General features: G+C 72.6%; 7 protein-coding genes. 1 reads left to right on the top strand and 6 read right to left on the bottom strand.

Features of this window, described 5'->3' with window-relative positions:
- Window positions 1–139: 139 nt before the first annotated feature.
- Entirely contained in the window at window positions 140–829 is a 690-nt protein-coding gene (locus tag ACIRR8_RS27345; protein ID WP_404069730.1) for a ScbR family autoregulator-binding transcription factor, read from the bottom strand.
- A 112-nt stretch (window positions 830–941) separates the two neighbouring features.
- On the opposite strand from ACIRR8_RS27345, the gene ACIRR8_RS27340 reads away from it, so the two are divergent.
- A complete protein-coding gene (locus tag ACIRR8_RS27340) occupies window positions 942–1898 on the top strand; it encodes a ScbA/BarX family gamma-butyrolactone biosynthesis protein (RefSeq protein ID WP_404069728.1) in 957 nt (318 codons plus the stop codon).
- 185 nt (window positions 1899–2083) lie between these two features.
- Here ACIRR8_RS27340 and ACIRR8_RS27335 read toward each other — a convergent pair whose 3' ends face one another.
- The 5 genes from ACIRR8_RS27335 to ACIRR8_RS27315 all read right to left on the bottom strand — a co-directional run bounded on the left by ACIRR8_RS27335 (window position 2084) and on the right by ACIRR8_RS27315 (window position 26395).
- Entirely contained in the window at window positions 2084–2800 is a 717-nt protein-coding gene (locus ACIRR8_RS27335; RefSeq protein ID WP_404069726.1) for a ScbR family autoregulator-binding transcription factor, read from the bottom strand.
- A 190-nt stretch (window positions 2801–2990) separates the two neighbouring features.
- Window positions 2991–21764: a hypothetical protein gene (locus ACIRR8_RS27330; protein ID WP_404069752.1), complete on the bottom strand. Its 18774-nt coding sequence runs from the start codon at window positions 21762–21764 to the stop codon at window positions 2991–2993.
- Between the two features lie 114 nt (window positions 21765–21878).
- Window positions 21879–22247, bottom strand: coding sequence for a hypothetical protein (locus ACIRR8_RS27325; RefSeq protein WP_404069724.1), 369 nt, complete (start codon window positions 22245–22247; stop codon window positions 21879–21881).
- A 4-nt stretch (window positions 22248–22251) separates the two neighbouring features.
- Window positions 22252–22704, bottom strand: a complete 453-nt coding sequence (locus ACIRR8_RS27320; protein ID WP_404069722.1) for a YbaB/EbfC family nucleoid-associated protein — start codon at window positions 22702–22704, stop codon at window positions 22252–22254.
- A 103-nt stretch (window positions 22705–22807) separates the two neighbouring features.
- Complete coding sequence (locus ACIRR8_RS27315) at window positions 22808–26395, bottom strand: AAWKG family protein (RefSeq protein ID WP_404069720.1); 3588 nt, start codon at window positions 26393–26395, stop codon at window positions 22808–22810.
- Window positions 26396–26418 lie beyond the last annotated feature (23 nt).

Below are 26418 nucleotides of genomic sequence, written 5' to 3'. Positions count from 1 at the left end.
TTTTTTTTAATATTATCCACATTTGGGCCTCGTGGGTGTTGCCCCCCCGGGGGGGGGGCCCCCCCCCCTAATTTTTATTACCCCACGCCCGCCCCCCCCCCCCCCCGCCCCGATGCTGCGGCGTGCGGTCAGTGAGCGGTCACCGTACGGGCATCCGCCGGTCGTCGCCCGCCAGGGCCTCTTCCTCGTCATCACGGATCCCCCGCGCTTCGCGGGCGGCCCGCAGGAGCCGCTCAGCCCGGTACATCGAGGTGTCCAGCCTCGCCAGGACGCCCGGGACGACGAGGTTCGGCAGCAGGAGGCCGTACAGCTCCGAGATCTCGCTGACGAGGTCGAACTCCTCCAGCGCGCCCGAGACCAGCCGAACCCCGGTCCAGGCACCGACGACCAGCCGGGCCGCGACCACCGGCTCGATATGCTGCTGGATCTCCCCGCGCTCCTTGGCCTCGGCCAAGAGCTCACGCCCCAGTTCGATCCAGTCCGGCCAGCGGGTGCCGAACAGCGCGCGGGCCGCGGGGTCGACGGAGAGCGCGAGCGAGGCGCCGAGCAGAGGTTCGCGCGGCAGCCGGTAGGCGAGGAGCATGCCGACGTCCACCCACTCCTGGACCTTGAAGGGCTGCGGCGTGAGCCCCTCGGTGGTCACCGCCTCGTCGAGCACGCCGCGCGCGAGTCCCTCCTTGGACGTGAAGTGGAAGTACAGCGCGCCACGCGTGAGCTTGGTGCGCTCCAGGATCGTGGAGATCGAAGCCGCCTCGTAGCCGTACTCGATGAAGACCTGGGCGGCGGCCTCCAGAAAGATCCTCCGGGTCCGGACAGCTCGTTCCTGCATCGCCACCCGCTCCTCCTCCTTGACCTCGTCTTTGCCATCTCTTGAAAAAGACCGATGGGCCGGTATTCTACAGCTCGAAGAGGCTCACGCCGCCACGTCCTTGGGGGGGACTGTGTCCGAAGCAACTGCGTTCCTCAACACTCCTCGTAGCGAGAAACGGACCGAGGTTCCGGCACCGATCACGGTGCACACACTTCCGGCGGCGAGAGGAGCGATACCCAAGGAGCACGCGCACCTCCGGGACGAGGATGCCGTCCTCGTCAAGGATTGCACCCGCCTGAGGGCCGGCGCCTACTCCTTAACCGCCCTCTGGCCCGCGACCGAGGCCGCGCTGCCGTACGATCCGCGCATCCTGACCCAGCTGATCCGACAAGGGGGCCTGGCCGTGGCGCACGCCGACTACGGCGTGCCACTGACCCACCAGACGCTTCTCCACCATCTCAACTACCACGTGGTACCCGGGTTCCAGATATCGAGAGACCGCCCCTCACCCGTGACCGTGGAGGTGCTCGTCCGCAAGGTGACGGGCAGACCCACCAGAGGGGGTGGACTCGACATGAACATCAACATCAACATCAACGGCGTCACGGTGGCGCGGTCGGAAACGCGGTTCGGCTGGGTATCACCGACGGCCTACCGCAGACTGCGCGGTGTCCGGCACACCGTCGACTGGGCCACGTGGGATGTGCCGTCACCGGTGGATCCGGCCTGCGTGAGGCAGACCGACGCGACCGACGTGGTCCTCTCGCCGACCGGGCTCCCCAACCGCTGGCAGCTACGCAACGAAACGGCGAACACCCTGCTCTTCGACCACCCGGTCGATCACGTGCCGGGGCTCGCCCTCATCGAGGCGGCCTATCAGGCCGCGTACGCCCTCGACTCCACCACTTACTTCGAACCGACCGGTGTCGCCAGCGACTTCACCCAGTACGTCGAGTTCGACGCGCCCTGCTGGGTCGAGGCGGAGCTGATCTCCGCTCCGGACGCACCGGCCGACACCGTCCGGGTGATCGGCGTGCAGAACGAGCGGCGCTCGTTCCGGGTCGAGTTGACCGGCTCGTACCGATAGCAGATCCGGGTCGGCAGCACCGACCCGCGCCGGCCTCACCTGTCCGTCGTCATCGGCGGCCCGGCCGACGACCGCACACAGACTCCACGAAGAACCGTTGATTACCGTTCCAGGACCACGGGGCGGGTGCGGCACCGGCACACGACCGGCGCCGCACCCGCCCCTCGGCGTTCGGCCCTCACCCTTCAAGCCGCTCCCCGGTCCTTCGCGACCCGGCGCCGGCGCTCGCCCTGCGCCTGGCAGACGGTGACCGCGTCACCCCGGCGCTCCGGCCCGGCCGGTGCCACGCTCCCGCCCGCGTCGAGTTCCCCCCGGATCTCCGTGGAGGCGAGCCGCGGCAGCATCAGCTCCCAGAAGCGAGTGACGGTGCGACGGGAGAACCATCGGGCGTCACCGCGCCCGAGCACCTCGAACCCGGCCACGGCGGCGGTCACCGTGGCCCCGGCATCGTCCAGAGCCACATCGGCGGCCAGGTTCCCCGCTTCGCCCGCGACGATCAGCGCACCGACGACCCAGCTCTCCCACTCCGGCCAGAGGGGTCCCGCGTTCCCGGCCGACCAGGCGGCGTCGTGACCGAGGCTGAAGCCGGCGCGTAGGATGGGGTCCTCGCCGAGACACCACGCGAGCTCATGCGTCGCGTCGACCAAGGCCTGGAGTGGCACGGGGCAGTGCGAGGGGCGCGGCCCGGTGATATGCCGCAGGGTCTCGAACGCCGCGGCCTCCACCGCCTCCCCCAGTTCCCGCTTGCTCTGGAAATGGAAGTTCAGCGCCCCTGTGCTCACGCCCGCCTTGCCGCTGATCTCCGAGAGCGACGACAGGGCGAACCCCCGTCGGCAGAAGGTTTCGGCGGCACAACGGATCAACTCCTGGCGGGTGCGTACCGCACGGTCCTGCTTGGCCATCCTGGGGCTCCGAGTGAGGTCATTGGCAGCATGCGTACTCAGTGCACACACAAGAGCACTCAGGATAATAAACCGAATGGATGGTTTCTGGGGTGGGGGGTGGCGCAGTTGTCGGAAAATGGCGGAACCGGCGCCGGCGGCGCAGACCTGCGGGGGCGCGCCCGCAGCGCTCAGGCTTCCGCCGGGGCGGTCAGCTGGGGACGCGGCGGCCGGGGCGCATGTCATCGCTCACGCCGGTCGCTCCGCCGATCTCATCGAGCAGGTCCCGCGCGTGCTCGTCGGGGAAACGCCCGTCGCGTGCGGCGTGGTCGCGCAACTCCTGCTCGGTGAGCGGGTGGACTCTCCAGTACCGGCCCCAGTTGTCCTGGTAGTCCAGCGCCGGGTCGTGGCCGGGCAGGGAGTCGAGCGCCAACTGGGCGCCACGCATCACCTCGTGGAACGAGTGGTGGCCCGCCGACAGCGACATGGCGATCATCCCGGCCCGGATCAGCCCGAGGTCCAGGTCGAGGCCCCACCGGTCCCGCATGCGGGCGGCGTGCACCAGGAAGCGGTAGGTCGACCCCGCGGTGCCGGTCAGGACCAGGCCCCCCGAGTCCTCGGACGCCCCTTGGAGACCGGAGCTCATCGCGAGGTCGTACACGGAGGAAGCGGGCATCCAGGTGAGCCCGAGCTCGTTCACTGCGAAGGGGCGCTCGGCCCGGCTCAGCGGCGGACGTACGTCGTCGGGGTCGGCCTGGACCGTGTGCTCGCGGGTGGCGCGGGCGAGCGCCGCCTGCTTCTCCGCCGCTGTGAGGGTGTCGTCCAGGTTCAACTGGGCGGCCAGCCGTTCCAGTTGAGCGCGGCCTTCCGCCTGGCGGCGGCTGGGACGCTCCTGCTCGATCTCCGGGTTCGGGTCCTCCCGGCCGCCGAGCGTCTCCGGCACCAGGTCGCTGGAGATGCCCTGGAACAGGAAGGTCGCCAGCTCCCTCAGGTTGCCGGCCCGCAGCACCTGCTGGAGGGCGGGCCTGCTGGTTCCGACCGTCCCGGGCATGCTCGGGTTGTCGCTGCCGAAGGCGGCGAGGACGCCTGGGGGGTACTGCTGCCGCACCCGGTCCCACGCGGCGCGCGCCATCTTCCGGAACTCCTCGGTCACCGCCTCGTTCTCCGCGAGGTGTTCGGCCAGGCGGCGCTCGAAGGCGACGGACTCCTCGGCATACCGGATGCGGGCCCGGACCCACGCGGGTACCGGTGCGCCACGGTCGGGGCTGGGCGTGGCGGACCGGCGGCCCGGCCGGGACGGGTCCCGGCCGGCGGGGGTACGGGACCCGGTGGTGCCGGTGGCCGGGTCCGTGACGACGGGCGGCGGCCCCTCCGGGGCGGGTGGGCCGGTCGGGCGGGGCGGGGCGGGCGGCTCGGCGCCAAGTGGCTCCCCGGAGGGCGCGGGCCTGCCGGCCTCCGGAGGGGACGTGTGCCGGTGGTCGTCGACGTCGACGGTCACCACCCGTCCCCGGTCGGGGTCGGTGGCGCGGCGGACCCGCTGGGCGTCCAGGGTGAGCGTGAAGTCGGAGAGCCGGACGTGCGGGCCGACGGCGCCCTCCTGGAACGTCCGCAGCAGCCGGGCCAGCCGGTCCCCGAGCGCCTTGCCGACCGCCGCCGCGCGCTTCTCACCACTGGCCCGGGAGCGGTTGCCGTGCCCGGTGACGGTGACCGTGGGCATGGGCAGGCCGTTGGCGCTGTTCCACAGGCCGGTGCGGGCCAGGTACAGGGCCAGGGCGTCCAGGTTCTCGTCCGCGTCGGGCGGCAGGGTGTGCTGCTGCTCGGCGAAGCGTACGGTCCGCCGGTCCGGGCGGAGTGCGTGGCCGTGCAGGGCGACGGTGGTGAGCGGATTGGACACGGCGGGTGAACGGTCCGACAGCAGGGCGGCGTTGACGGCGTGTGCCGACTCGCCGGGGCGCTTGCTGTAGGCCCGGAAGTACCACTGGTCCTTGTCGTGCGGGATCGGTGCGGCGGACCGTACGGCATCCCGGGCCCGGGCCCGGGCCTGGTCGACTTCCCGCTGGGCCAGGGCGTGTTCGGGGCGGTCCTCGGTGAAGTACCACCGGACGTGCTCGGCCTCGTGGACGGCGGCCAGGGCCCGGGCCGCGCGGGCGAACCCTTCCAGCCGGGCGATCTCCGCCGGGTCCGCTCCGTCACGCCGGGCCGCCTCGGCCCGCCGGTCCGTCTCCCGGGCCAGGAGGGTGAGCCGGTCCTCGTCGTAGCGGTCGAGGTTGTCGTCCACGACGGCGTCGAGCTGGTCCGCCGGAATCTCTGTGCGGGAGTGGGTCTCGTTCTCCAGGGTGATCTGGTGGGTGCCGTCGTCACTGGCCAGCACCACCTGTGCGAAGTGGTACGGGGCGTGCGGACCCACCGGGTCCCCGGGCTTGGCGTGGTTGTGGGTGAAGAGCTGGGCGCCGCCGTCGTTGGTGGTGCTGACCGACTGGATCAGATAGCCCTCACCGACCTCCGCCCAGGCGAACTCGTTGACCCCGGCTCGCGCGGCGGCCTGGCTCAGCGGCCCGCGCAGCGCGTTGTCCCGGGTGTGGCTGAGGGCTCGGCCGTACGCCTCGCCCGGGGTGGGCGCGCCGACCACCCCGCCGGTGAAGCGCGGGTCCCGTCCCGCTTCCCGGACGGCCCAGTCGGGGGTGACGGCGGTGGCGGTACGGGTCCCGTCGGCCACCTCCGTCAGTGCCTGGGCCAGGTGGTGGGTGCCGGTGACCTCCCGGCCGTGCAGTCCGTTGACCGGGGCCGTGGCCACCGTGCCGTCGGGAGCGCGGAAGGCGAGATGGGAGAGCGGCGCGGCATCCGTTCCGGCGACCATCCGGGCGAAGTCGCGGGTGAAGGCGTGCTCGGAGTCGCCGGAGGCGGTGAGGAACCGGGGCTCCACCCGGAACAGCGGTTCGCCGGGAGTGCCGTCCTCCTGGTCGAGCACCAGACGTACCGAAGGGTCGGCCTCCAGCCGTACCCCGGCGCCGGCGGCGGCCAGTCGGGCGGAGGAGCGCTCGATCACCGCCCGGGTGGCGTACACCTGGCGGCCCCGGCCGGTGGTGTCGTCCCCCGCCGAGCGGAGAGCGACCGTGCGGTCCGCGGAGATGTGCAGCGGCGGGTGGTCGGTGGCGGTGACGGTCCCAGGAGTCTGCTGGGGCAGAACCAGCGCGGATCCCCCGGCATCCCGCTCCGTACGGACTCCGCCCACGGTCACCGGGCCGACGGTCCGGGGTCCGGGCTCGGTGAACAGCACTCCGGTGCCGCTGTCGTCGATGACCCGGTAGGCGCGGGAGACCAGGGGGCGGGGGCGCAGGGCGTCGGTACGGCGTTCCCACTGCGACTGGTCGGCCAGCCGGTCGAACTCCGCGTCACCGTCGCTGGTGGAGCCGCTGTCGCTACCGGCGTCGCTGCCACGGCCGTCGTCGCTGTCGCTGTCGTCGCTGTCGTCGCGGGCACCGGGCAGGCCGGGCTCCCGCGGCGGCGGAGGCGTGGTCCAGTCCGGCCCGGTCTCCCCGGCCCGCCGGTGCACGACGAGGTGGGCGGCTCCGGTGGTGGGGTGGGTGGCGACCTCGGCCGGGCCCAGCGGGTACCAGACCGGGCGGGCCGTCGTACCGGCGACCAGGTCGGCGACCTGAGCCGCGAACGCCGAGGGCAGGGCGAGGACGATGTCCGCGCCGGCCGGCCGCCGGGAGTCGTACGAGATGATCCGGGCCATCTCCTCGGCCTCGCGGACCACGAAGGTGCGCCACGGCGTGACGATCTCGACGCCGCCGCCCTCCGCCTCCTCGGCCACGAACAGGTAAGGGTTGCGCCAGGCCGCGTTCTGCCCGGCCGCGCGCCCGGACCGCTCGGCGAGGTAGGACTCCGGAGCGGGCAGACCCTGGCCCGACATGGTGAAGTCCCGCCCCGCCGGGGTCCGGTCCGCCGTGCGCAGCAGGGTCTCCTCGGCGAGGGCGTCGCGCCGGGTCTCGATCTGCCGGTCGACGAAGTACAGGGCGAGGTCCTCGGCGCTCGCCAGGTCGTCCGAGGACGCCTCCAGCACCAGCGCCCCCAGGTCCAGGACGTCCTGGTTGTTCACCCGGGCCCGGGTCGGCAGGTGCAGGACGTGCCGGACGAGGTCGGCCAGACCGTCGCGGGTCGTACGGCCGCCCGCCGCCTCCTCGACCAACTCGTAGAGGGCCTGGGAGCTCTCCTGGAGCCGGGCGCGAGGAGCCCTGCTCCATTGCGGGCCGAACACCGCGGTCAGCCATTCGGGGTCGGCCCAGATCGGGGTGCTGTCCTCGTCCTGCCCGTCGCTGTCGGCCTCGGTGTCGGGACCGGTGCTGTGGTGCGGCTGCGGCTCCGCGCCGGACAGCGTGCTCAGTTCGTACGCCTCTTCCTCGCCCGGCAGCCCGGGGCCCTCGCCGGTGACGGTCGTCTCCGGCTTCTTCGGAGGCGGCGCCGGGCTCCGCAGCAGCAGCGGTACGAAGTCCCCGCCCCGGCGCCGGAGCCGGAGGACGGGCGCATCGGCCGAGGGGCCCGCGTAGGTGTGGACGGTCCCGTTCTCCTCGATCAGGGTGACCGTGGCGCCGGTCGCCTTCGCCGCCCACTCGGCCACCGCGCGGTCGGCGTCCGGGCCCCAGGGGGCGTTGGCCAGGTGGCGGCGCAGCCGGCCGTCGAGGGCGTCCCGGCTCAGGGCCGGGGTGTTCTTCCGCTCGACGGGCGCCGGGGGCGAGAACAGCGTGTCGCGTTCGGCCCGTTCGCCGGGAAGGCCGTTCAGCCGCATCAGCTGGGCGGGCGAGGCTCCGGCGCGGGTCCGGAGCCGGGCCGCCGCCTGTGGGTCGCGGCCGGGCTGCTCGGCCGCGTGGCGCAGGGCCGTGGAGAGCGCGCCGAAGAAGCCGTTGCCCCGGCCCGCCGGGGTGCCCTGGGTGTAGGTCGCGCCGTCGGGGGCGGTGAGGACGCCGTCGCGGGCCAGGCGGTAGCGCGGGCCGGTGGCGTCGGCGGGCGGCAGCCAGGGCGGGGTGGGGTGGCTGCGGTGGGCGGGCGGCTCAGGGGTGGTCTCCGTGCTGCCCGAAGACGTGACCGTGGTCGGCGGGGCGGGCAGCGCCGTGGTGGCAGGGGGCACCGTGCCGGGGGTCAGCGCGGCGGAGAAGAAGCCGTCCGCGGCGAAGAGGACCGGGCCCGAGGCCGGATCGGTCGTCGCCGGGTCGGCGCCGCGCGGGAGGAACGTCTGCGGCCGCCCCTCCCCCGTCACCACCGTCACCGGGGCGCCCAGGATCCGGGCCGCGAGGGCGGGCAGCACGTCGGCGCCGCCGTGGTCGGCCGCCCGGCGCTCGGGCGGGGCCGAACCGCCGGCGCCCGGGTTCGCCGTGGGCTCGGCGGTGAACGGGCGGTACAGGGCAGCCGTGGCCAGCGCCACCCGTTGCTCCGGGGTCGGCCAGACGGTCTGCGGGAGCCGGCCGAACGCGTCGAACTCCGCCTGCTGAGCAGGGGTCAGATCGATTTCGGCGTAGTCCAGTTCGACCTGGGTGAAGGTGTCCGCGGCGTCCAGGGCCAGGCCGTCGAGCAGATCCTCGTTGCCGTCGTCGCCCAGCGCCCAGGCGAGCCGGTCGCGCACGGCGCCGACGGCCTCGGCGGTGACCGCCGGGTCACCGGGGGCCGCCGCGAACCGGTCGGCGAGGCCCGCGTCGAGCAGGAAGGGCAGCTTGCCCTGGTCCTGGGCCGTCGCGAGCAGCGCGTGGAAGAACGAGGCCCCGTCGTGCGGCACTTCGTGGACCTCGCGCACCGTGCGCCCGTCCGGCGAGGTGAGGGTACGCGGGAGGGAGCCGGTGGCGTCGGTGACCTGGTACGGCTCCGGTGCCTCGGAGCGCCAGTCGGGCGCGGTGTACTGCTGCGGCACGTCCTTCACCGGCACCGAGCCGGAACCCTGGTGGTGGGCGGTGAGACGGGCGGCGGCCAGGTGGAGGCGGTGGTGGTCCCGCGCGGCGGCGTCCAGGCGCTGCTGCCAGCGGCGTACGTCTTCGCGGGCCGTCTGCCAGGCGGTGACGGCCGGGGAGGCGGAGAGTGCCGGGGACGGTGTCGTGGCTCCGGCGCCGTCGCCGAGCGCGGTCTGCTCCTCGGGGCTCAGGTCGAGCCAGGTCTCCCGGGTCTTCGCGCGCGCGTCGTAGTAGTTCTTCTCGGCGGTGGCGAGGTCGGCCGCCGCCTTGGCCTGGTCGTCCCAGGCCGTGCGGGCCTCGTCGGGGAAGGTCGTGTCGTCCAGGAGGCCGTAGTCGCGGGCGATGTCCTCGCGGAGCCAGACCAGGGCGGTGGTCTCGGCCTCGACGGCGCGCGGGCCGCGCTGGGGCTTGCCGAGAGCCTGCATCGGGCGGCTGTCGGTGACCCGGTGGTCGACCTCGGCCACCGAGAGCCAGCTGACGGGGACCGCGAAGAGCATGCTGCGGTCGGTGACGACCTTGACGTGGGTGCCGAGGGTGGTGTCGGTGGCGCTTCTGAGGGCGGTCGCGTCGTTGGCACCGCCGATCGGGACCGTGGCGCCGGGGTTGGTCACGCCCGCGTTGCTGTTGCCCGCCAGCGGCGACGTGCTGACCGCGCCCTCGACGTTGTCGGTGATGCCCGCCTCCAGCGCGTCGCCGGTCTTGCGCCGCTGCATGGCCTCCATACGGGGCTTGTTCTCCACGGCGAGCAGCCGGGCGCCGGTGCGGTGCATCTTGGCGTAGAGGCGGGAGTCGGCGGTGTGGGACTGGCCGAGGAGACGGGCGGAGGACTGGGTGGGCAGCGGCGAGCCGTCGGGGCCGAGCGCCTCCCGGAAGCCCGCCGTCAGGCCGACCTGGGAGGTGGCCTCCTGCTGGGCCTGGGCCGGGGCGGTGCCGAGGGCGGTGAGCGGGGTGTGACGGGCCATCCGTACGCGTTCGGTGAGCGAGGTGCCCGTATGGCGCTTGCCGAGGTCCGTGTCACCGGGGAAGCCGTCGGCGCGGGCGGTGGCGAGGGTGAGGGCGTCCTGCACATTGGCGGAGCCGAGGATGTCGACGGCGAGGATGCCGGAGCCGATGACGTCGTCGAAGGGCAGGATGTCCGGGTCCGCCTCGCCGCTCTCCCCGTCCGTGGTCCGCCACCGGGCGACACCTTCGGCTCGTGCCTGATCAGCCGTCAGAACCTTGACCGAGCGCTCGGGTTCGGGAACGTCCTGTTCGGTGAGCGCGCCGTCGGTGCCGTCCCCGTCCGGGGTGAGCAGGCTCGCCGGCAGGATCTCGTTGAGGGAGCCGACGGGGGCGGTTGCGGTGGGGCCGAGCAGCTTCCCGGAGCCGTCCACCAGGGTGGCCGTCAGGGTGTACGTGGTCACGATCTCGGCGTGCGCCTGGGTGGTGGCGATGTTGGGCATCGCGGTGCTGCCCACCGCCTCGGTCACGTTGCTCGACCGCTGCTTGGCCGCCGTGCCCTGGAGCGCCGGGTTGGCGACCAGCACGCCGCTGCCGGCCGCGCGTTCGCTCGCGCTGAGCGTCACGTCGGCGCCGCGGTCCTGGGACCGGCCCTCGACGTCGTCGCGGGCGGTGGTGCGGTAGTCCTCCAGCTCGTAGCCGGTGCGCAGCCGCTGCACGGTGGTGGTGACCGGCGTCAGGGTCAGCTTGAGCTGCCCGGGGCTGCCGCCGACCGGCAGGTGGTGCGGGCTGGTCCAGGTGCGGTAGCGGACCGGCAGGGCCATGCCGTCGGTGGTCAGCTCGTGCACATGGGAGCGGAGGAAGTCCGGCGAGAGGCGCTGGAGCACCTGCTCCCGGTCGTGCGAGGGCACGCCCATCCGCTCCAGCTGCCCCATCAGCTGCTGCGCCGCCCGGCTCGCGTCGAGCTGGCCGCTGGGGTGGGAGGGGAAGTGGCGGCGGCGGAGGAAGGGGGGCAGTTTGTAGCCGCCGCCGAGGTTGGCCGGTGTGGTGGTGCCGAGACCGTCGGGGGCGAGGCCGGCCTCGATCGCGTCCTGCATCGGCAGGTGGAACATCACCGCGTCGCGGACGCGCTGGAGCGCGGCGGCCGCCCGGCGCGGGGCGAGGCCGCGCCCGAGCCGCTCGGAGATCCGCCCGGCGGCGGAGCTGATCCCGCCCCCGGCCCGGGTGCCGACCGCCCCCATCGCGGCCGTCCAGCGGTCCCGTACGGCCACGGTCTCGGTGGCGTCGGCGACCACCAGGTACATCCGCCCGGCGTAGCTGAGGGTGGTGTTGCGGCCCCGGGTGAGGGTCTGGGAGATGCTGCGGCCCTTGCCCCAGGCGTACTGGAGGGCGTTCGAGTACGCGCCCACCACGGCCGGTTGGCCCGGCGCCTGCTGCAGCGGCGTGACGGCGCCCTGGAGTCCGAGCGTGGTCCGCGTCCCGGTGCCGGACGTCCCGGCGACACGGTGCTCGTTGCCGATCGTCGCTTCGAGGCTGCCCGGCTTCGGGTCGCTCTTGACGCGTACGTTGTCGAGTTCGCCCCGGACCGCCGCCTTGAGGTAGTGGGTCGAGAAGGGGCCCGCACCGGTGAGCCCGGTGATACGGGAGCCGAACGGGCCGAGGTACTGGCCCAGTTGCCCGGCCACGCCGAGGTTGGCCATGGCCCGGCGCAGGGCGGTGCGGATCGGGGTGCCGGGCGCGCTGACGTGCCAGGAGGTGCCGGTGGCGCGGTCGGCGGTGTCCTGGACGAGCCGCTGGCGCTGCTCGCCGCCCTCGGTGCTGAGGACCACGTGCGGGGCGCTGAGCAGCTTGTCGACGAGCTGCCGGTCGGATGCGCTGGTCCGGGGCAACGGCCTCGTGCCGTCGAGGAGCTGGTCCGCCTCGGTGGCGGCGAGAGGACGCGGCACGGGGGCGGCTGCGGGCGCCGGGGCGGGGCCGGTGGCCGGAGGGTCGGCGGGGGCGTGGCGGTCGGAGCCGTGGGCGGCGGGAACGGCGAGCTCCACCCGGCCCACGGTCTCGGTCCCCCGGGTGAACAGCGGCCGCTCCGTGACCTTGCTGACGAAGACGCCCGCGCCGAGCAGCCCCACCGTGGCGAGCCGGGTCCAGCCGCGCGGCCTGCGGTGGCCCTCGAAGGTGGCGCCCAACTCCACCTGGTAGCTGTAGAGATCGGCGCCGTTCTGGAAGGTGAGCTGGTCGTGGGCGACCGCGACGGTGTTCTTGGTGGCGCGGCTCCGCGTCTGCGCGTAGCGGGCGCCCAGGGAGACGTTGCCGGCCTGGCGGGGCAGCCCGGCTTCGGGGTCCTTGTCGTGGTCGCGCGGCGAGATGCCCAGCTCGACGCCGGCGGAGAGCGTGGTGGACTCCTGCTGCCCCTGGCCGGAGATCTCCGTGCCGATCACGGCGTTGCGCAGCGAGCGTTCGCTCAGGGTGGTCTCGAACTGCCGGTCGGTGAGGCGGGCGCGCAGGATGAGCGTGTGGTGGCCCCGGCGGACCTTGCCGTCCTCGGTGAGGGTGACCGGCACTCCGGTGGTGGTGAGGTCGTCCAGGCTCTGCGCGAGGCTCGGCCGGTTCAGCGCCTCGCGCACCTGGCGCTCGTTGTGCAGGGCGGTCCGCATGCGCCCGTCCCCGTACCAGAGCTTGGCCAGATGGGGGTGGCGCAGCATGAACGGCGGGACGAAGAGCGACGGGTAGGCGCGGGTGAGGGTGTCCAGGACCGTGTCGGTGAAGGCCTTCAGGGGGTCCTGAGGAGCCGGGGCAGGGGCGGGCGCGGGGGTGGCGGCCGTCGCCGGAGTGGCGGCCGTCGCCGGGGCGGGGGCTGTCGTCGTGGCGGGCGGGGCAGGCGGGGCGGGCACCCGCCGGTCCGGTACGAAGCCCTCGGCGCGGACCTGGCCGCCCAGGTGCACCGGGTCCTGCCGGGTCAGGTACCACGGCACCGGCGGCTCGGCGTCCGGGTTCGGGCCGGCCGCTCCGGGCGTGCGGCTGTCCCAGCCCGCGAGGCGGCGGGCGTCCTGGGTGGAGTACCAGTCGAGGCTGACCACCCGGACCGGCCGCGCGGCGGAGGCCGGCTGGCCGGCCTTGCGCACCATCAAGGTGCGCTCCACCCGGTACAGCGCCATCGGGTGGTTGCGGACGCGGCCGGTCACCTTGCGGGCGGCGTCGGAGCCGAGGTAGTGGCCCCGCCCGGCGCTGAGGTCGGTGCGGACCAACGGGCCGCCCTGGAGGCGTACGTCGGTCTCGGGGCCGACGAGGGTGTAGTTCGGCCCGGCGGTGACCTGGACGCCGAGGCGGGTGTCGCGGACGTGGGCGCGCTGGTTCTGGTACGTGGTCTGGGCGAGGTCGCGGACCTCCGCCTTGACCGACTCCGTGACCAGGGTGGCCCGGTGCGGGATCGACCGCTCGACGATCAGGTGGCCCAACGGGTGCTGGCCACTGCCCCGGGTCAGCTCGGGTCCGCTGACGGGTCCGGTGAACCGCCCGAAGAGGCCGAGCAGCCGCCCGGGCCGTACGTACGAGATCAGTGTGCGGTGGGCCGAACTGCCGGGCCGGGCACCGGAGATGGCGAGCGCCACGTCCTCCGGCGGGTCCGTCAGGTGCAGCGCGGTCGTGTCGGTGATCCGGGGTTCGGTCCCGTCCGGGAAGGTGAGCGTCTCCGGCGCCCTCTTCGGCCCCTTGAAGGGCACGGTGAGGTCGTCCGGCAGCCGCCAGCTCAGCCCGTCCCGCATGGCGAAGGCGGCGGAGTGCACCTGGCTGCGCTGCCAACGGGGAGCGGTGGCGGGCGGGGTGCCGGGCCCGGGAGCCGTCGGCGCGGGCGCCTTCGGGGCCTCGGTGACCCGCTCCACGCGCACCCGGTAGTGGACGTCGTCCAGATGCAGGTGGGACCCCTCCCAGGCCCGGTACTCGCTCTGGTGGTACGCCTGGGTGCCCTGCGTGTAGTCGGTCTTCCGGGTCCAGCCCAGCGAGACACCGATCTTCAGCATCCAGTTGAGCGGCGGTCCCATGCCGAGCGCGGCGGCGACCCGGCGGCCGACACCGACACTGCGCCCGCCGCCCGTACCGGCCTGGCCGCGCCGCATGGTGTCCAGCCGTACGGTCGCGCCGCCGACCTCGCCGAAACGCTCCCAGCGGTGGTACGGGACGGCCTCGACGACCATCTCGTGGCCGACGCCGGATTTCTCCCGGCCCACGAAGCGCGCGCCGCGCGGGGCGGTGAACGCGCCGGGCTGGTCCTTCAGCAGGCGCAGCAGCTCCGCCTCGTCGAACTGGGACCGGAGCTTCCTGGGCAGCTGGTCGAAGACCTCCTTGGCCACCTGCTCGGGTGAACGCAGGGTGAGGACACCCAGGCCGTTGAGGAGCCCGGTCCTGGGGGTGCGGCCGGGCCGGGCTCCCGGGCCGGCGGAGCCGTCGTCCGGGTCGGCGTCGGGGCTGATCAGCACGGTGGGCAGTCGGCTGCCGTCGTCGAAGGTGACGGTGCGCGGGGCGGGACCCGGCGGCCGGGCGTCCTCGCCGGTCAGCAGCCGGGCCGGGCGGTGCCGCTCCAGCTGGGTCTCCAGCGGTACGGGGTCGCCCCGGTCCGGGGTCTCCTCGGCCGGAGTGTAGAGGTCGGGGGCGCCGCCCATGCTCCGCAGCCACTCGCCGAAGACGTCGGTGCCGGCCGGGGTCCCGGTGGCCGGGGCAGTGGTCGTCGGGGCGGGGGCGGGCAGGGCGGTGGCCGGGACGAGGGCGTCGTAGTGGTCGGCGCCGTTGTAGGCCACGTGCAGAGTGCCGCTCCGGCCGCCGGTGTTGAGCGAGGTGACGGAGGTGCCCGTCGCCGCCGACGCGTCGGGGCGGACGAGCCGCAGCTCGATGTCGAGGGTGTGCGCCAGCGCGAGCGGCAGGGCGTCGGCGAAGGGCGAGGACCACAGGGCCGGGAGTTCGGCCGCCGCGAGGATCAGCCCGTCGGTGCCGAGCCTCCGCGCGTCGGCGGGGGTGGGCGCCACGTCGGCGAGGTGCGGGTAGCCGCCTTCCTTCAGGATCTGCCGCCACCGGCGTCCGTCGCCGTTCGTGACGACCACCTGCTCGATCCGGTCCCAGCGCTGCCTGATGCGCTCCCGCGCCTCCGCGTCCCGTACCCCGGCCAGGGCGGTCATCCGCAGGTCGTCGACGACGGCGAGCACCGGGTCCGGGGTGGCCTCGACGTCCGGGGCCAGCAGTTCGGAGCCGGTGAGCCGGTCGCGGAGCAGGCCGCGGAGGCCGACGACGTTCCGCGCGGCCCAGGCGGGGGGAACGTCGTGGCTGCGCGCGGTGTTGAGGAGCGACCGGAAGAGGCAGTCCCCGTCGGCCCGCGCGGGCATCCTGCGGAAGGCCCGGCCGTCCGCGTGGACGGTGTCCGCGAGGCCGGGTGTCCCGGTGTCCTTGCCGGACAGCTGCATGTCCTCGGCGATGCTCTCCGGGCGGTCGGGCGGCGGCGAGGCAGGGCGGGGCTCGGGGTGGACGAGGACGGCGTGGTCGTTGCCGGGGCTGAAGCGGAGCAGCGGCTCGCCGGACGCGCCCTCGTGGGAGCTGACGATCTTGTCGAAGACCGACTTGTCGAAGGGCGTCGGCGGATTCCAGAACATGTGCGCGCCGTGCGCCACGGCCATGTCCTTGGCCCGCATCTCGTCGATCAGCGCGTCGTGGTACACGGGCGAGATCCGGGAACCGTCCGGCGAGGACACGTCGAACAGGTCGTGGTCGCCGGTGATCGGGCGGCGGCCGCCCGCGTCGTCGACACCGAACACGATCCCCTGGTGCACGGTGAACGTGCCTTCGGCCTCGTACTCGGCCATCTTTCCGGCCAGTTCGTGGAACTCCGTGGACCGCTGGTTGAACCGTGAGACCACCCGGTCCCACGCGTCCACCGGGACCGAACCCTGATCCGGCAGCACCGGCCGGAAGTACCCGACCAGTCCGACGGTGGCGGGATCGGCCCCCAGCAGGACATCGGCCTCGTCGACCGTCTTCGCCTTGATCTCCTGCGGCTTGGGCATCGCCCCCGCGTCCAGCCACTTCGGCGCCGACGGATTCGTCGGCCGCACGTCCACGACCACGTTCCGGTCCCGCGCCACATCACGGAACTTGGTGAAGTTCTTCTCCGGGATGCCGTACGTGTGCCGGGCCGTGTAGGAGTCGACCTGTCCGGGCTTGAGCTTCTGCGTCCAGGTGAGGACGGCGTGGTCGCTGTTGGGGGTGAAGCGGAGCAGCGGTTCGCCGGATGGGCCCTGGTGGGAGCCGACGATCTTGTCGAAGACCGACTTGTCGAACGTGGTCGGCGGATTCCAGAACATGTGCGCGCCGTGCACGACGGCCATGTCCTTGGCCCGCATCTCGTCGATCAGCGCGTCGTGGTCGGGATGCGAGAGCCGTGAGCCGTCCGGGGACGAGACGTCGTACACATCATGGTCACCCGTGATCGGGCGCCGGTCACCGGCGTCGTCAACACCGTGGACGACGCCGTCCTGGACGAGGAAGCGGCCTTCGGCCTCGTACTGGGCCATCTTTCCGGCCAGTTCACGGAACTCGGTGGACCGCTGGTTGAACCGTGAGACCACCCGGTCCCAGGCACCGTGCGGAACGGAGCCCTCGGCCGGCAGCACCGGCTGGAAATAGCCCACCAGGCCGATCGTGTCCGCATCCGCCCCCAGCAGGACATCGACCTCGTTGACGGTCTTCGCCTTGATTTCCTGCGGCTTGGGCATCGCCCCCGCGTCCAGCCACTTCGGCGCCGACGGATTCGTCGGCCGCACGTCCACCACGACGTTCCGCTCCCGCGCCAGGTCACGGAACTTGGTGAAGTTCTTCTCCGGGATGCCGTACGTGTGCCGGGCCGTGTAGGCATTGACGGTGCGGGAGTTGACCGGGAGCGTCGGCGGAGGCGGGCCGGCTTCGGGCCCCGAGGCGTCCTGCGGGCCGGGCGCGGCCGTGGGCTCCGGGTGGTGCAGGCGGCGGGCCAGTTCGGCGGTGTCGGCGGGGCCGAGGCCCAGTTCGGACAGCGGCAGCGGGGCGTTCGACAGGGACCAGGTGATCTGCGCGGAGCGTGCGTAGGAGAGGCCGAGCACGTCCGGCTGCGAGACCAGGGTGTCCGGCGCCAGTTCGGGCGGCGGGGGCGGCAGCAGCACGTCGAGCGTGGTCTCGGGAGTCGCGCCGGCCCGCAGTCCGGCTGCGGCTTCCAGGAAGGCGGTGTACTGCCGCGGGGTGGGACCGGTGGCCGGGTCGACGTTCGTCCCGTTGGTGGCGGTGTGCCAGTCGGTGACCATCCGGTCGAGCAGGTCCGGGGTCATCCGGCCGTCGCCGTACCGCGCGGCGGTGCCCGGATCGCGCCAGCGCAGACCGTCCACGTAGGCGAGCGCCGCCAGCAACTCCCTTTTGCCCGGCTGCTGTTCGGCGTCAGGTCCGAGGACCTCGCGCAGGGTGCGGAGCTGCTGGAGGGTGCGGGCGCGGGCGAAGGCGTCAGCCGGGTCCGGGCCCGTGTGCAGTCCGGCGTCGCGGGCCAGGTCGTCCAGTTCGGTTCCGGCGGGCTCGGGGATGAACAGCCGCCACCGGCCGGGCCCGTCCGGACCTTCGCCGAGGACGGCGCGGACGTTGCCGTCCCGGTCCTTGGCCGTGCCCGCCTCGGTGGTCGGCGCGTACACCGGGCGCCCGGTCCGGTTCGCCACGTGCTGGGCGACCGGGAGGCCCGCGATCTTCGGCTGCTGCCCGGTCTCGCAGGAGAACAGCACCAGCGGCCGGTCCCGGTCCCCGTCCTGGGCCCAGGACTTGAGCACCTCGCCGAGCTGGACACCACTGACCTTGACCGTGGGGTACGCGGGGTTGTCCGTCCCGAGGGTGACGGTACGGGGCGTGCCGTGGCCCACGAAGTAGTCGGCGCCCCGCTCGGTGCCCGAGCCCGGGAGCGAGGCCGGCGGGCCGGTGAAGACCGTGCGGGGAGCGGGCGGGGCCTCGGAGGTTCCCGGGGACGGCGGCTCGGCCGTGGTGGTGCGCACCCCGCGGAAGGTGTCCTGGCCGAGCAGCGCCTCACGGCCCGCGCTCCGCCCCGTACCGTCCTCGGCCGGGCTCTGCGAGATGGTCACCGTCCGCACGGCCACGCCGGGTTGCGGAGCGGTCGTCGTCTGCGGCACGAAGCGCCGGAGCTCGCTGAAGGGCACCGTCTTCCGGTCGAGCGTGGTGACGGAGGGTCCGGTGGTGGGGGGCGGCGGCGTGCTGCTGTCGCCGTCGGAGCTGCTGGTGGCGATCGGGGTGGCCGGGGCGTCGCCGGTGTCCATGACGCTGTCCCGCCGTGACTCCAGGTTCACGTCGGCGGCGGTCTCCCCCTGAGACGGGCGCGGCCTCCCGGTGTCCAGGGCGCCGTTGCGGATCAGGGAGTCGACCATCTGCGGTACGGAGCGGCCGCCCTGGAACAGGCTGTACATGTTGTCCGGCACGACCGGGCGCAGGCCCTGCTCCAGGAGGAGTTTCGGCAGCAGGATCTGCACGTTGGACCGGAGGTTGCCGTCCTGGAACGGGTGGACGACGTGCAGCGCCCGGATGGTGCGGACGATGGAGGCGAGCTTGGCCGTGTCGTCGGCGTCGGGGTCCGACACCCGGGCGTAGTGCTGCTGGAACAGCGTGTCGACGAGGGCGGGGGCCGCGTTCTTGCCGTAGTTGGTCGCCAGCGAAGGGTTGTTGTGCATGAACCGGGTCAGGATGGTGACCGGCCGGGGCTTGGGCAGGGGCGTGGACCAGTCACGGCTGGTCGTGTCGTAGACCAGCAGCTGCTCGCCGATGCGCTCGTCGAAGATGTCGTCGGCCAGGCTCTCGCCCCGCAGCGGGAACTGCGTGGCGCCGCCGCCGGACCAGCCGATCGTCCGGCCGAGGTGGCCGGTGGCCAGGCCGTGCATCGTCCGGTACGAGGTCGAGTCCATGGGCGTGGCGACGGTGGCGGGGTCGCCGAGGAACTGCGTGTACGCCGACACCATCCCCTGCTGGAACCCCGGTGAGCGGTCGTGGTCGTAGTAGGACCCGGGGTCGTCCGGGAAGGCTTCGAGCGCGGCTTGGTGGTTCTTGGGGTCGATGTAGAAGGTCCACCACCGGTCCTCCGGCAGGAAGTCCCGCAGTGTTGGCGGTGGTTGGTCCTGTGCCGGGTCTGCGGGGCGGATGGTGATCTGCCCGGGCGGCGGCGTCGGGTCCGCGTCGCCACGGCCGGACTCCAGGTGCAGGTCGGTGGCCGTCTCGGTCCAGGGGCGGGCGTCGGTGGCGAGCTTGGAGGCTGCGGGTGGGGCGGTGGGGGTGATCGTGGGGGCCGAGGAGGACGGGATGACCGTCGGCTTGATGTCCGGGGCGGCCTCGGGGGCGGTGTCGGTGAGCGGAGCCTTGACGTCCGGTCCGGGCGTGGAGCTGGTGGTGATCACCGACGGCTTGGCTTCGGGGACCGGCAGGTCACCGGTGGTGGGGGAAGGCTCGCCCGACAGCACCTTGGCCGAGGACGGGTCGATGTCCCGGTACTCGGACTCGGTGCGGGGAGGCGCGGTGGTGGCGTCGGTGTCGGGGTCCGCCGGACCGGACTCGGTGTCGGTGGACGTCTCCGGCGTCCGCGGTGCTCCCGTCGTCTCCTGCGCCTGCTCGCTCGACGGGGTCTCGACCGTCGCGGCGGTGTCGCCGGATGGGACGCCCTGCGCGACGGAACGCGGCGGCGAGGCCGCCGGCGCGGGGGCCGGATTGGCCGACGTGGCGGTCGAGGCGGCGGGCGGCGGAGCGGCCGGCATGGCGGGCGGCACACCCAGGGCATCGGCGAGCGGCAGCAGCACGTTCGCGCCCGGGAAGGCCGTGTTCGCCCCGCCGTCGGGCATCGCGGCGGACCCGGGTCCGGTGAGCGGGCGGACCTCCACCGGCGCCTCGGGGCCTTCGCGGGTCAGCTCGACCGCCTCGCGCACCGGCTGCCCCGTCGCGTCGGAGCCGGTCGGCGGACCGAGCACCACGGCCCGGTCGACCCCGGCGCCGTCCAGCAGCTCGGCCGCCTCCGGCGATCCGGCGACCGGCGGCGGCCCTTCGGAGACGACGACGGTCAGCGGGGACTCAACCGTGCCGGGGCCGTCGATGGTGGTCGAGGTGTCGCCCTCGGCTCCGCGCGTCCCGGGGCCGCCACCGACCTCTCCGGGAGCGCGCGTATCGCCGTACGAACCGCTGGTGTTCACCTCGGGAGGGGCGGTGGTGCGGCCGTCCGGGCCAGGCTGGTCGCGCCGGCCGGGCTGCTCGGCGGGGCCGGAGGAGGTCTCCGTACCCGGTGATTCCCCAATGTCCACGCCACCGGACATTCCGGTGCCGCTGCCGGCCGATCCTCCTGGCCTCTCCCCCAGGACCGGCGTGTCCACCGTCACCGGCGTGCCGAAGCTCTCCAGGGCCCGGCGTACCTCGTCGGTGTCCACCTGACCGGCCGTGCTGTTGCCGGAGGGCACCACCCGCACCTCGGGCAGCTGCGAGAGCCGCTCGTGCACCCCGTCGCGTACGCCGATCTCGGCGGGGCCCGGCGGCTGGGAGCCCCGGAGCGCGGCGAGGTCCCGCAGAGCCTGCTCGCGTACCTCGGCGGGGCCCTGGTGGACCTGCTGCCACAGCGCGTTCTCCGCCGCGGTCACCGGCAGCGGGCCCGGCGTGTACGGGGGCGGATCGGCGGAGACGTAAGGCGGCGGGTCCTGCGACACATAGGGCGGCGGCGACTGGCTGCCGGTGAAGTCACCCTGACTCGTGGTCTGTTGGACGGTCGGTGGCGGCGAGGAGACACCGGGGCCGGGGCCGCCCGTGCGGTCCGTGCGGGAGGGGCCCTCGGTGCGGTCCGAGCCACCCGTCTCCGAGCCGTTGCCGTTGCCACTGGAAATGGTCGGCGGTGGCTGGTTGCGCAACTTGTCGATGGCGTGGCGGAGTTCGGCGCCGCTGTTGAGTGCGGCACTCATGAGGGTGGACTCGACCCGGCTGCTCACACCCGCGCCGACGAACGTGGTCCAGCTGGAGGACCAGTCCCCCTCGAAAGCTCCCTTGATCAGGATCTCCGCGACCACCTCGCCGGCTCCCGCGGCGATGAAGTCCGCCGTGCCCTTGAGGGCGTAGTGCGCGGTCAGCGCGCCCGGCCGGTCGAGGTTGAGGCGCAGGATCTGGCTGTTGCGCCACAGCTCGGGGTTGTTCCGGAAGGAGAGCGGACCGTCTCGGAAGGTGACGGGCACCGGGCCGGGCGAAGGGGTGGGGCCAGGAGTGTTGCCGTACGGATTCGGGTCGGGGCGATCCTTCGGGAGGTCGGGAAGGTCGGGGTCCGGCTTGGGGTTGGGGGTGGGGCCGCCTGTCTTGATGTCGACGTTCGGGGTGTCCCGCAGGTTGGGAGGGTTCTTGAAGTCGAGATCCGGGCCGCCCTTGAGGAAGTTGCCGTCGAAGCTCTTGACGATGTCCTTGGCGAACTTCTCGAAGACGCTGGTGAAGAACCCCGCCGCCGCACCGAACGCGGCGGCCTTGCCGATGTCGCCCCAGTCGATGGAGTCCGGGCGACGGCCGTCCGGGGCGAAGTTCATCATCGCCAGCCGCACGGCGAAGGTGGTGAACGCCTCGGCGAACGCCTCGGTCAGCGAGGGCGCCAGGTGCAGCCGCTGGAGCAGATGGCTGAGCGTGGTGAGGATGAAGAAGCGGCTGCGCAGCTTCGCCATCATGATCTGACTGGCCGAGGCGCCACCGGTGAAGAAGGACATCGCCAGGTAGATGGCGATCTCGATGAGCAGCCGGATGATCTCGGCGATGACCTGCCACTTGGACTCCATGATGTCCATGGAGGTCTTGCGGCGGCCCTCGGCGATCTTGTCGAGCTGGTCGGAGAAGTCGCGCAGGTAGTTCTTGCCGCCGTCGTCGATGAGCATGCCCATCGCCTTGGCGTACGACGAGGCGAGGTCGTCCGGCATGGACTCGCCGATGTCGTGGATCGACTTGTCGATCAGTGAGGAGAGCCGGTCCAGTTTGCGCCCGAGGCCGGAGTAGGGCCGTCGGCTCTCGAAGGCGAGGTCCTCGTCGGCGTCCATGAGCTTCTCCCCGGTGAGGATGAAGATCATGGCGTTGACCTCGGGCGATACCTGGATGCTCACCGACGGCCGTCCCGGGGGCCGTGCGGGCAGGACGGAGCGGCCGCTCCCGGTCGTGTACGGGAGCGGCCCGCGGTGCGGAGGTCAGCGCCGGCCATGCCCGCCCGGGCCGTCGAATCCGTCCGCTTCGAGGCGGCTGTTGCCGTGCTCGATCTCGTCGAGGTTGCGGTCGCGGGTGTCCTTCATCATCCGGACGTTGCCGATCGTGGCGTCGGTGATGCCCACCAGCGCGTCCCGGATGGAGAGCATGGTGTCCTTGGTGGTCTGCCGCTCCTTCTGCTCCTGCGGCTTGGCCTTCTCGGAGAACTCGCTGTTGGTGCCGGGCCAGCTGACCGTGGGCGCCAGTTCGTCGAGGAACTCCTCGGTCATGGTCCGGGTGAGCGTGCCGATCTCCTCCAACTGCCGCGCCAGGGCCTCGATGCGCTCGGGGTCGACGTAGTAGCGCTGTCCCATCCCGTCAGTCCTCTCCCTCGTCGCCGAGCGCGTCCCGCCAGGCGGGGGTGGCCGGGCCCCGGTCGGTGTCCTCGTCGTCCTCGCGCAGCACCTCCGGGCCGAAGATGCGCTCCCAGTCCAGTTCGAAGCCCTTCAACTCCGGGACGTCGCTGCTGGGCTCGGCGAAGGGGGCCATCGCCTTCATCACGTGCCGGTTCATCTTCAGCCGGGCCGCGCTCGCCGCTTCCAGCACGCTGGCGGCCAGCTCCTGCGGGGACATGTCGCGGTACTTGTTCTCCAGGAACTCGATCCCGGTCAGCTCACCCTGCGGGCCCGCGGTGGCGCGCACCGCGCGGTCGGAGGAGAGCACGGAGAACGACGCCGACCGCAGCTCACGCTCGGTGCGCGCCACCGCCTCCTGGGCCGCCTGCAGTTCGGCCATGGCCTTCTCCAGGCGCTTCTCCATCGGTTCGGTCACTGCCCGCTCCCCTCCTTCTGCCTCGGTCCTCACGTACGGACGTCTGTACGGGCGTGGTGCCCGGCCCGCTCATCCTGCCTGGTGACAGGCGTCCGAGCGAACGTCACCTGCCGATGACGGCCGGGGTGCCGCCCTCCTCCGTGCCCCACACGTCCGCGTCCTCCTCCAGATAGTCGGCGGAAGTGGCGGGCCTGCGGCTGCCCTGCTCCGGCTCCTCCTCCGAGGAACCACCGCCGGTGGTCGCCACCCGGGAGGCGGGGGTGAGGAAGGTGTCGCTGTCCTCCTGGCGGTTCCACGGGCTGCGCTTACGGCGGTTGCGGCGCTCGCTCTCCTCGGCGGCATCGACCAGGACGGCCCGTACGCGCTCGCCGTTGCCCTTCTCGCCGCCCCCGCCCATACCGCCCATACCGCCGCCCATCGGCATGCCGGGGGTGCCGGGCATGCCCGGGGCACCGGGGGCTCCCGGGCCCCCGCCGGTGCCGGAGCCGGGGGTGGTCGCGTTGTTCGTGGCGCTGTCGGAGAGCGGGGACACCTGGCCGAGGGTCTCCGAGGACGGGAGGTTCGCACCGGGGAGGCCGCTGCCGCCACCGCCCGCTCCGGCCTGGGCGCTCAGCCCCAGCTCCGAGAGGGAGACATCGCGGGTGGTTCCGTCGCCTCCTCCTCCACCGCCACCACCGGAGCTGCCGCTGCTGCCGTTGGCGAGGTCCTTGAGCCCGTCGAGATCGAGGTCCCGGTTCCCGTTCAAGCCGTCCAGGTCCCGGCTCCCGTTGAGGTCGCCGAGGTTGCCGAGGTCGCGGTCCCGGTCGAGGTCCCGTTCGAGGTCCCGCAGGTCGTCGAGGAAGTCCGGCCTGTTGTTGTCGCTCCCACGCGAGTTGAGCTCGTCGAGGGTGACCGTCTCGGTCCTGCCCTGAGGATCGGTGACGGTGGCGATGCCGGTGTCCGGGTCGATGGAGTGGCTGGAGCCGTCCGGGAAGGAGTTGAGGAACCGGCCGTTGTCCAGCGAGGAGACCGAGCCGTCCGGGTTGGTGACCTCGGCCCCGTGGGTGAGGTCGGTGGTGGTCTTCGAACCGTCCGGGGCGATGCTGGTGAGCTGCCCGGTGTCCGGGTCGAAGACGGACTTGGCGCCGTCCGGGAACGTGGTGGCGAAGTCGCCGTTCTCCAGCCCGGTGAGACTGCCGGTCGAGGACTTCAGACCCGTGTCGCCGGTGTTGAGGTTCCCCAGGTCACCCAGGTCGTTGATGGTCTCCCGGTCACCGAGGTCGCCCAGGTCCCCACGTGACTCGGTCGGCAGGTCGGCGTTGATGTTGCCCAGGTCGCCGAGGTTCCCCAGGTCGCCGATGTTGTTCCGGCCGTTGAGGCCGCCGAGATTGCCCAGGTTCTCCGTGGTGACGGTGCCGTCGGGTGCCGTGGAGGTGGCCTGGCCGGTCGCCGGGTCGATCTCCTGCTTCGAACCGTCGGGGAACGTCGTCGTCAGCTTGCCGTCGTCGCCGAGGGAGGTGACCGAACCGTCCGGGTTGGTCACCCGGGCGCCGTCGCCCAGATCCTGCGTGGTGACGCTGCCGTCCGGGTGGGTGGTCGTGAGGATCCCGGTGTCCTTGTCGAAGGAGGTGCTGCTGCCGTCCGGGAAGTCCGTGGTGAGGCCGGAGCCGTCGAGCTGGGTCTTGCCGCCGGTCGGGGTGTCGAGGGAGCCGCCCGCGCCGCTGTTGAGGTCGCCGAGACTGCCCAGGTTCTCGGAGATCGCCTGGTTGGCCGCGTCGTTGGGGTTCCGGGTGGAGCCGGGGCCGCCGTTGAGCCCGCCGAGGTTGCCGAGGTTCGAGGTCACCGGCATCGGGCCGCCGGGGTTGTTCGCGTCGCCCGGGTTGTTCACGTCTCCGAGGTTGCCGAGCTTCTCGGTGACCGCGTTGTTCACATCGTCGAGGCTGGGCGTGTCGGAGTCGCCGGCTCCGGGGCTGTTGATGCCGCCGAGGTCACCGATGCTCTCGGTCACCGGGATGTCCGACTTGAGGTTCAGCAGGTCGTCAAGGTTGCCGAGGTTCTCACCGCCGCCACCGGGGCCGTTGATGTTGCCGAGGCTCTCCTCCATCTGCTTGGCCTGCTCCTCGGCCTCGCGCTTGGCCTCCTCCTGCTCCTGCCGCTGCTCCTCGCGGAGCTCCTCCTGGTACCTCCGGTCCTCCTCGCGCTGCTCCTCCTGCTCCTTGCGCAGCTCGTCCTGGAGCTTCTTGTCCTCCTCGCGCTGGAGGCGCTGCTCCTCGCGCAGCTCGTCCTGGTACCTCCGGTCCTCCTCGCGCTGCTCCTCCTGCTCCTTGCGCAGTTCCTCCTGGAGCTTCTTGTCCTCCTCGCGCTGGAGGCGCTGCTCCTCGCGCAGCTCGTCCTGGTAGCGGCGGTTCTCCTCGTTCTCCTCGTTGATCTTGTCCTTCTCCTCCTCCAGCTTCTTCTTCTCGTACTCCTCGCTCGCCGTACTGGTCGACTTGGGCTCGGGCACGTTCTCGGAGAAGTCCTTGGAGAGGTCCAGGAACTGGTTGTTGAGCCGCGACTGCACGATGCGGGCGTTCTTGACGAGCATGTCGTCCACGGCCCGGCTCCAGATGTCCACCGCCTTGTCGCCGACCTTCGCCCAGTTGGCGATGTCGGTGAGGTCGCCGTAGTCGGGGTGGACCTGCGAGAACCCGGCCTGCGGGCTGTGCCTGACGGTCGAGCCGTAGCGGGTCGTGGTGGACGTGATGTCCGTCTTGGCCACGTTCTCCCGGTCCACCCACTGGGCCAGGTCGTCCAGGACGTAGCGCAGCACCCGGTGCGGGTCGTAGTAGTCGGACTGGGCCCAGGCGAGCCAGTAACCGAGCAGGTCCCGGGCGGCCTGCTCCAGGTGGGAGCGGCCCAGGGAGAGCGCCCGGGAGTAGACGGTGCTGCCGGTGCCGGTGGCGTCCCCGCTGCCCGCCGTCTCGTTGAAGGTCTCCACGTAGGCGTCGTAGTTCTCGCGGATCTTCTTGATGAGGCTGCGGAAGACCTCCGCGGCCTCACCCTTCCAGCTCGCGTCGTCCCGGCCGAAGCGGTCCTCCCAGTCCTTCAGCACCGGGGCGTGGTACTTGAAGAACTGGGCCGCGTAGTCGAAGGACTCGCCGGCCCTGGTGAAGGAATTCAGGTCGACGGCGTCGCCCTCCTTGGCGACCTGACCGCTGAAGCGGCCGTTGGCGCTGTTGCCGTCCAGCAGGGACATGAGCGCCGCCCGGGGCCCGTTCATGTAACGGGCCAGCGGGATGGTGCTGAACTTGTCCTTGTTGTAGTCCGTGAACTCGTTGCCCTCGCGGACGTTCACGTTGTTGACGTCGGTGGAGTCGGTGCCGGCGAAGATGATCTCGTCGCCGGACTTCACCCGCCCCTCGAAGACGATGCGCGCCTGCATGATGGAGCGCTTCTTCCCGCTGTCGAAGAACCAGATGTCGTAGTCCTGGCCCTTGTTCTGCAGGAAGCCGGAGTCCTTGACGAGGAGGCTGAGGCTGCGCTCCTTGATGTCCATGCGGAAGAGCTTGCCGCCGTGGTCGGAGCGGAGGGTGTCGAAGATCTCGCTGCGCTTGGGCACGGGGTAACCGGTGATGTGGTGGACGAGGTCGGCCCAGTTGTCGGACGATGCCGCGTCCGTGTCCTCGTACTTGTCGACGTTCTCCACGGATGATTCGTCGTACCGGTCGGCCACCGCGCGCCCTCTCTCGTCTCTCG

It is taken from the genome of Streptomyces sp. NPDC101178 (assembly GCF_044767965.1).
Classification (GTDB): domain Bacteria; phylum Actinomycetota; class Actinomycetes; order Streptomycetales; family Streptomycetaceae; genus Streptomyces.
This window is presented reverse-complemented; position numbering and strand designations above follow the sequence as displayed.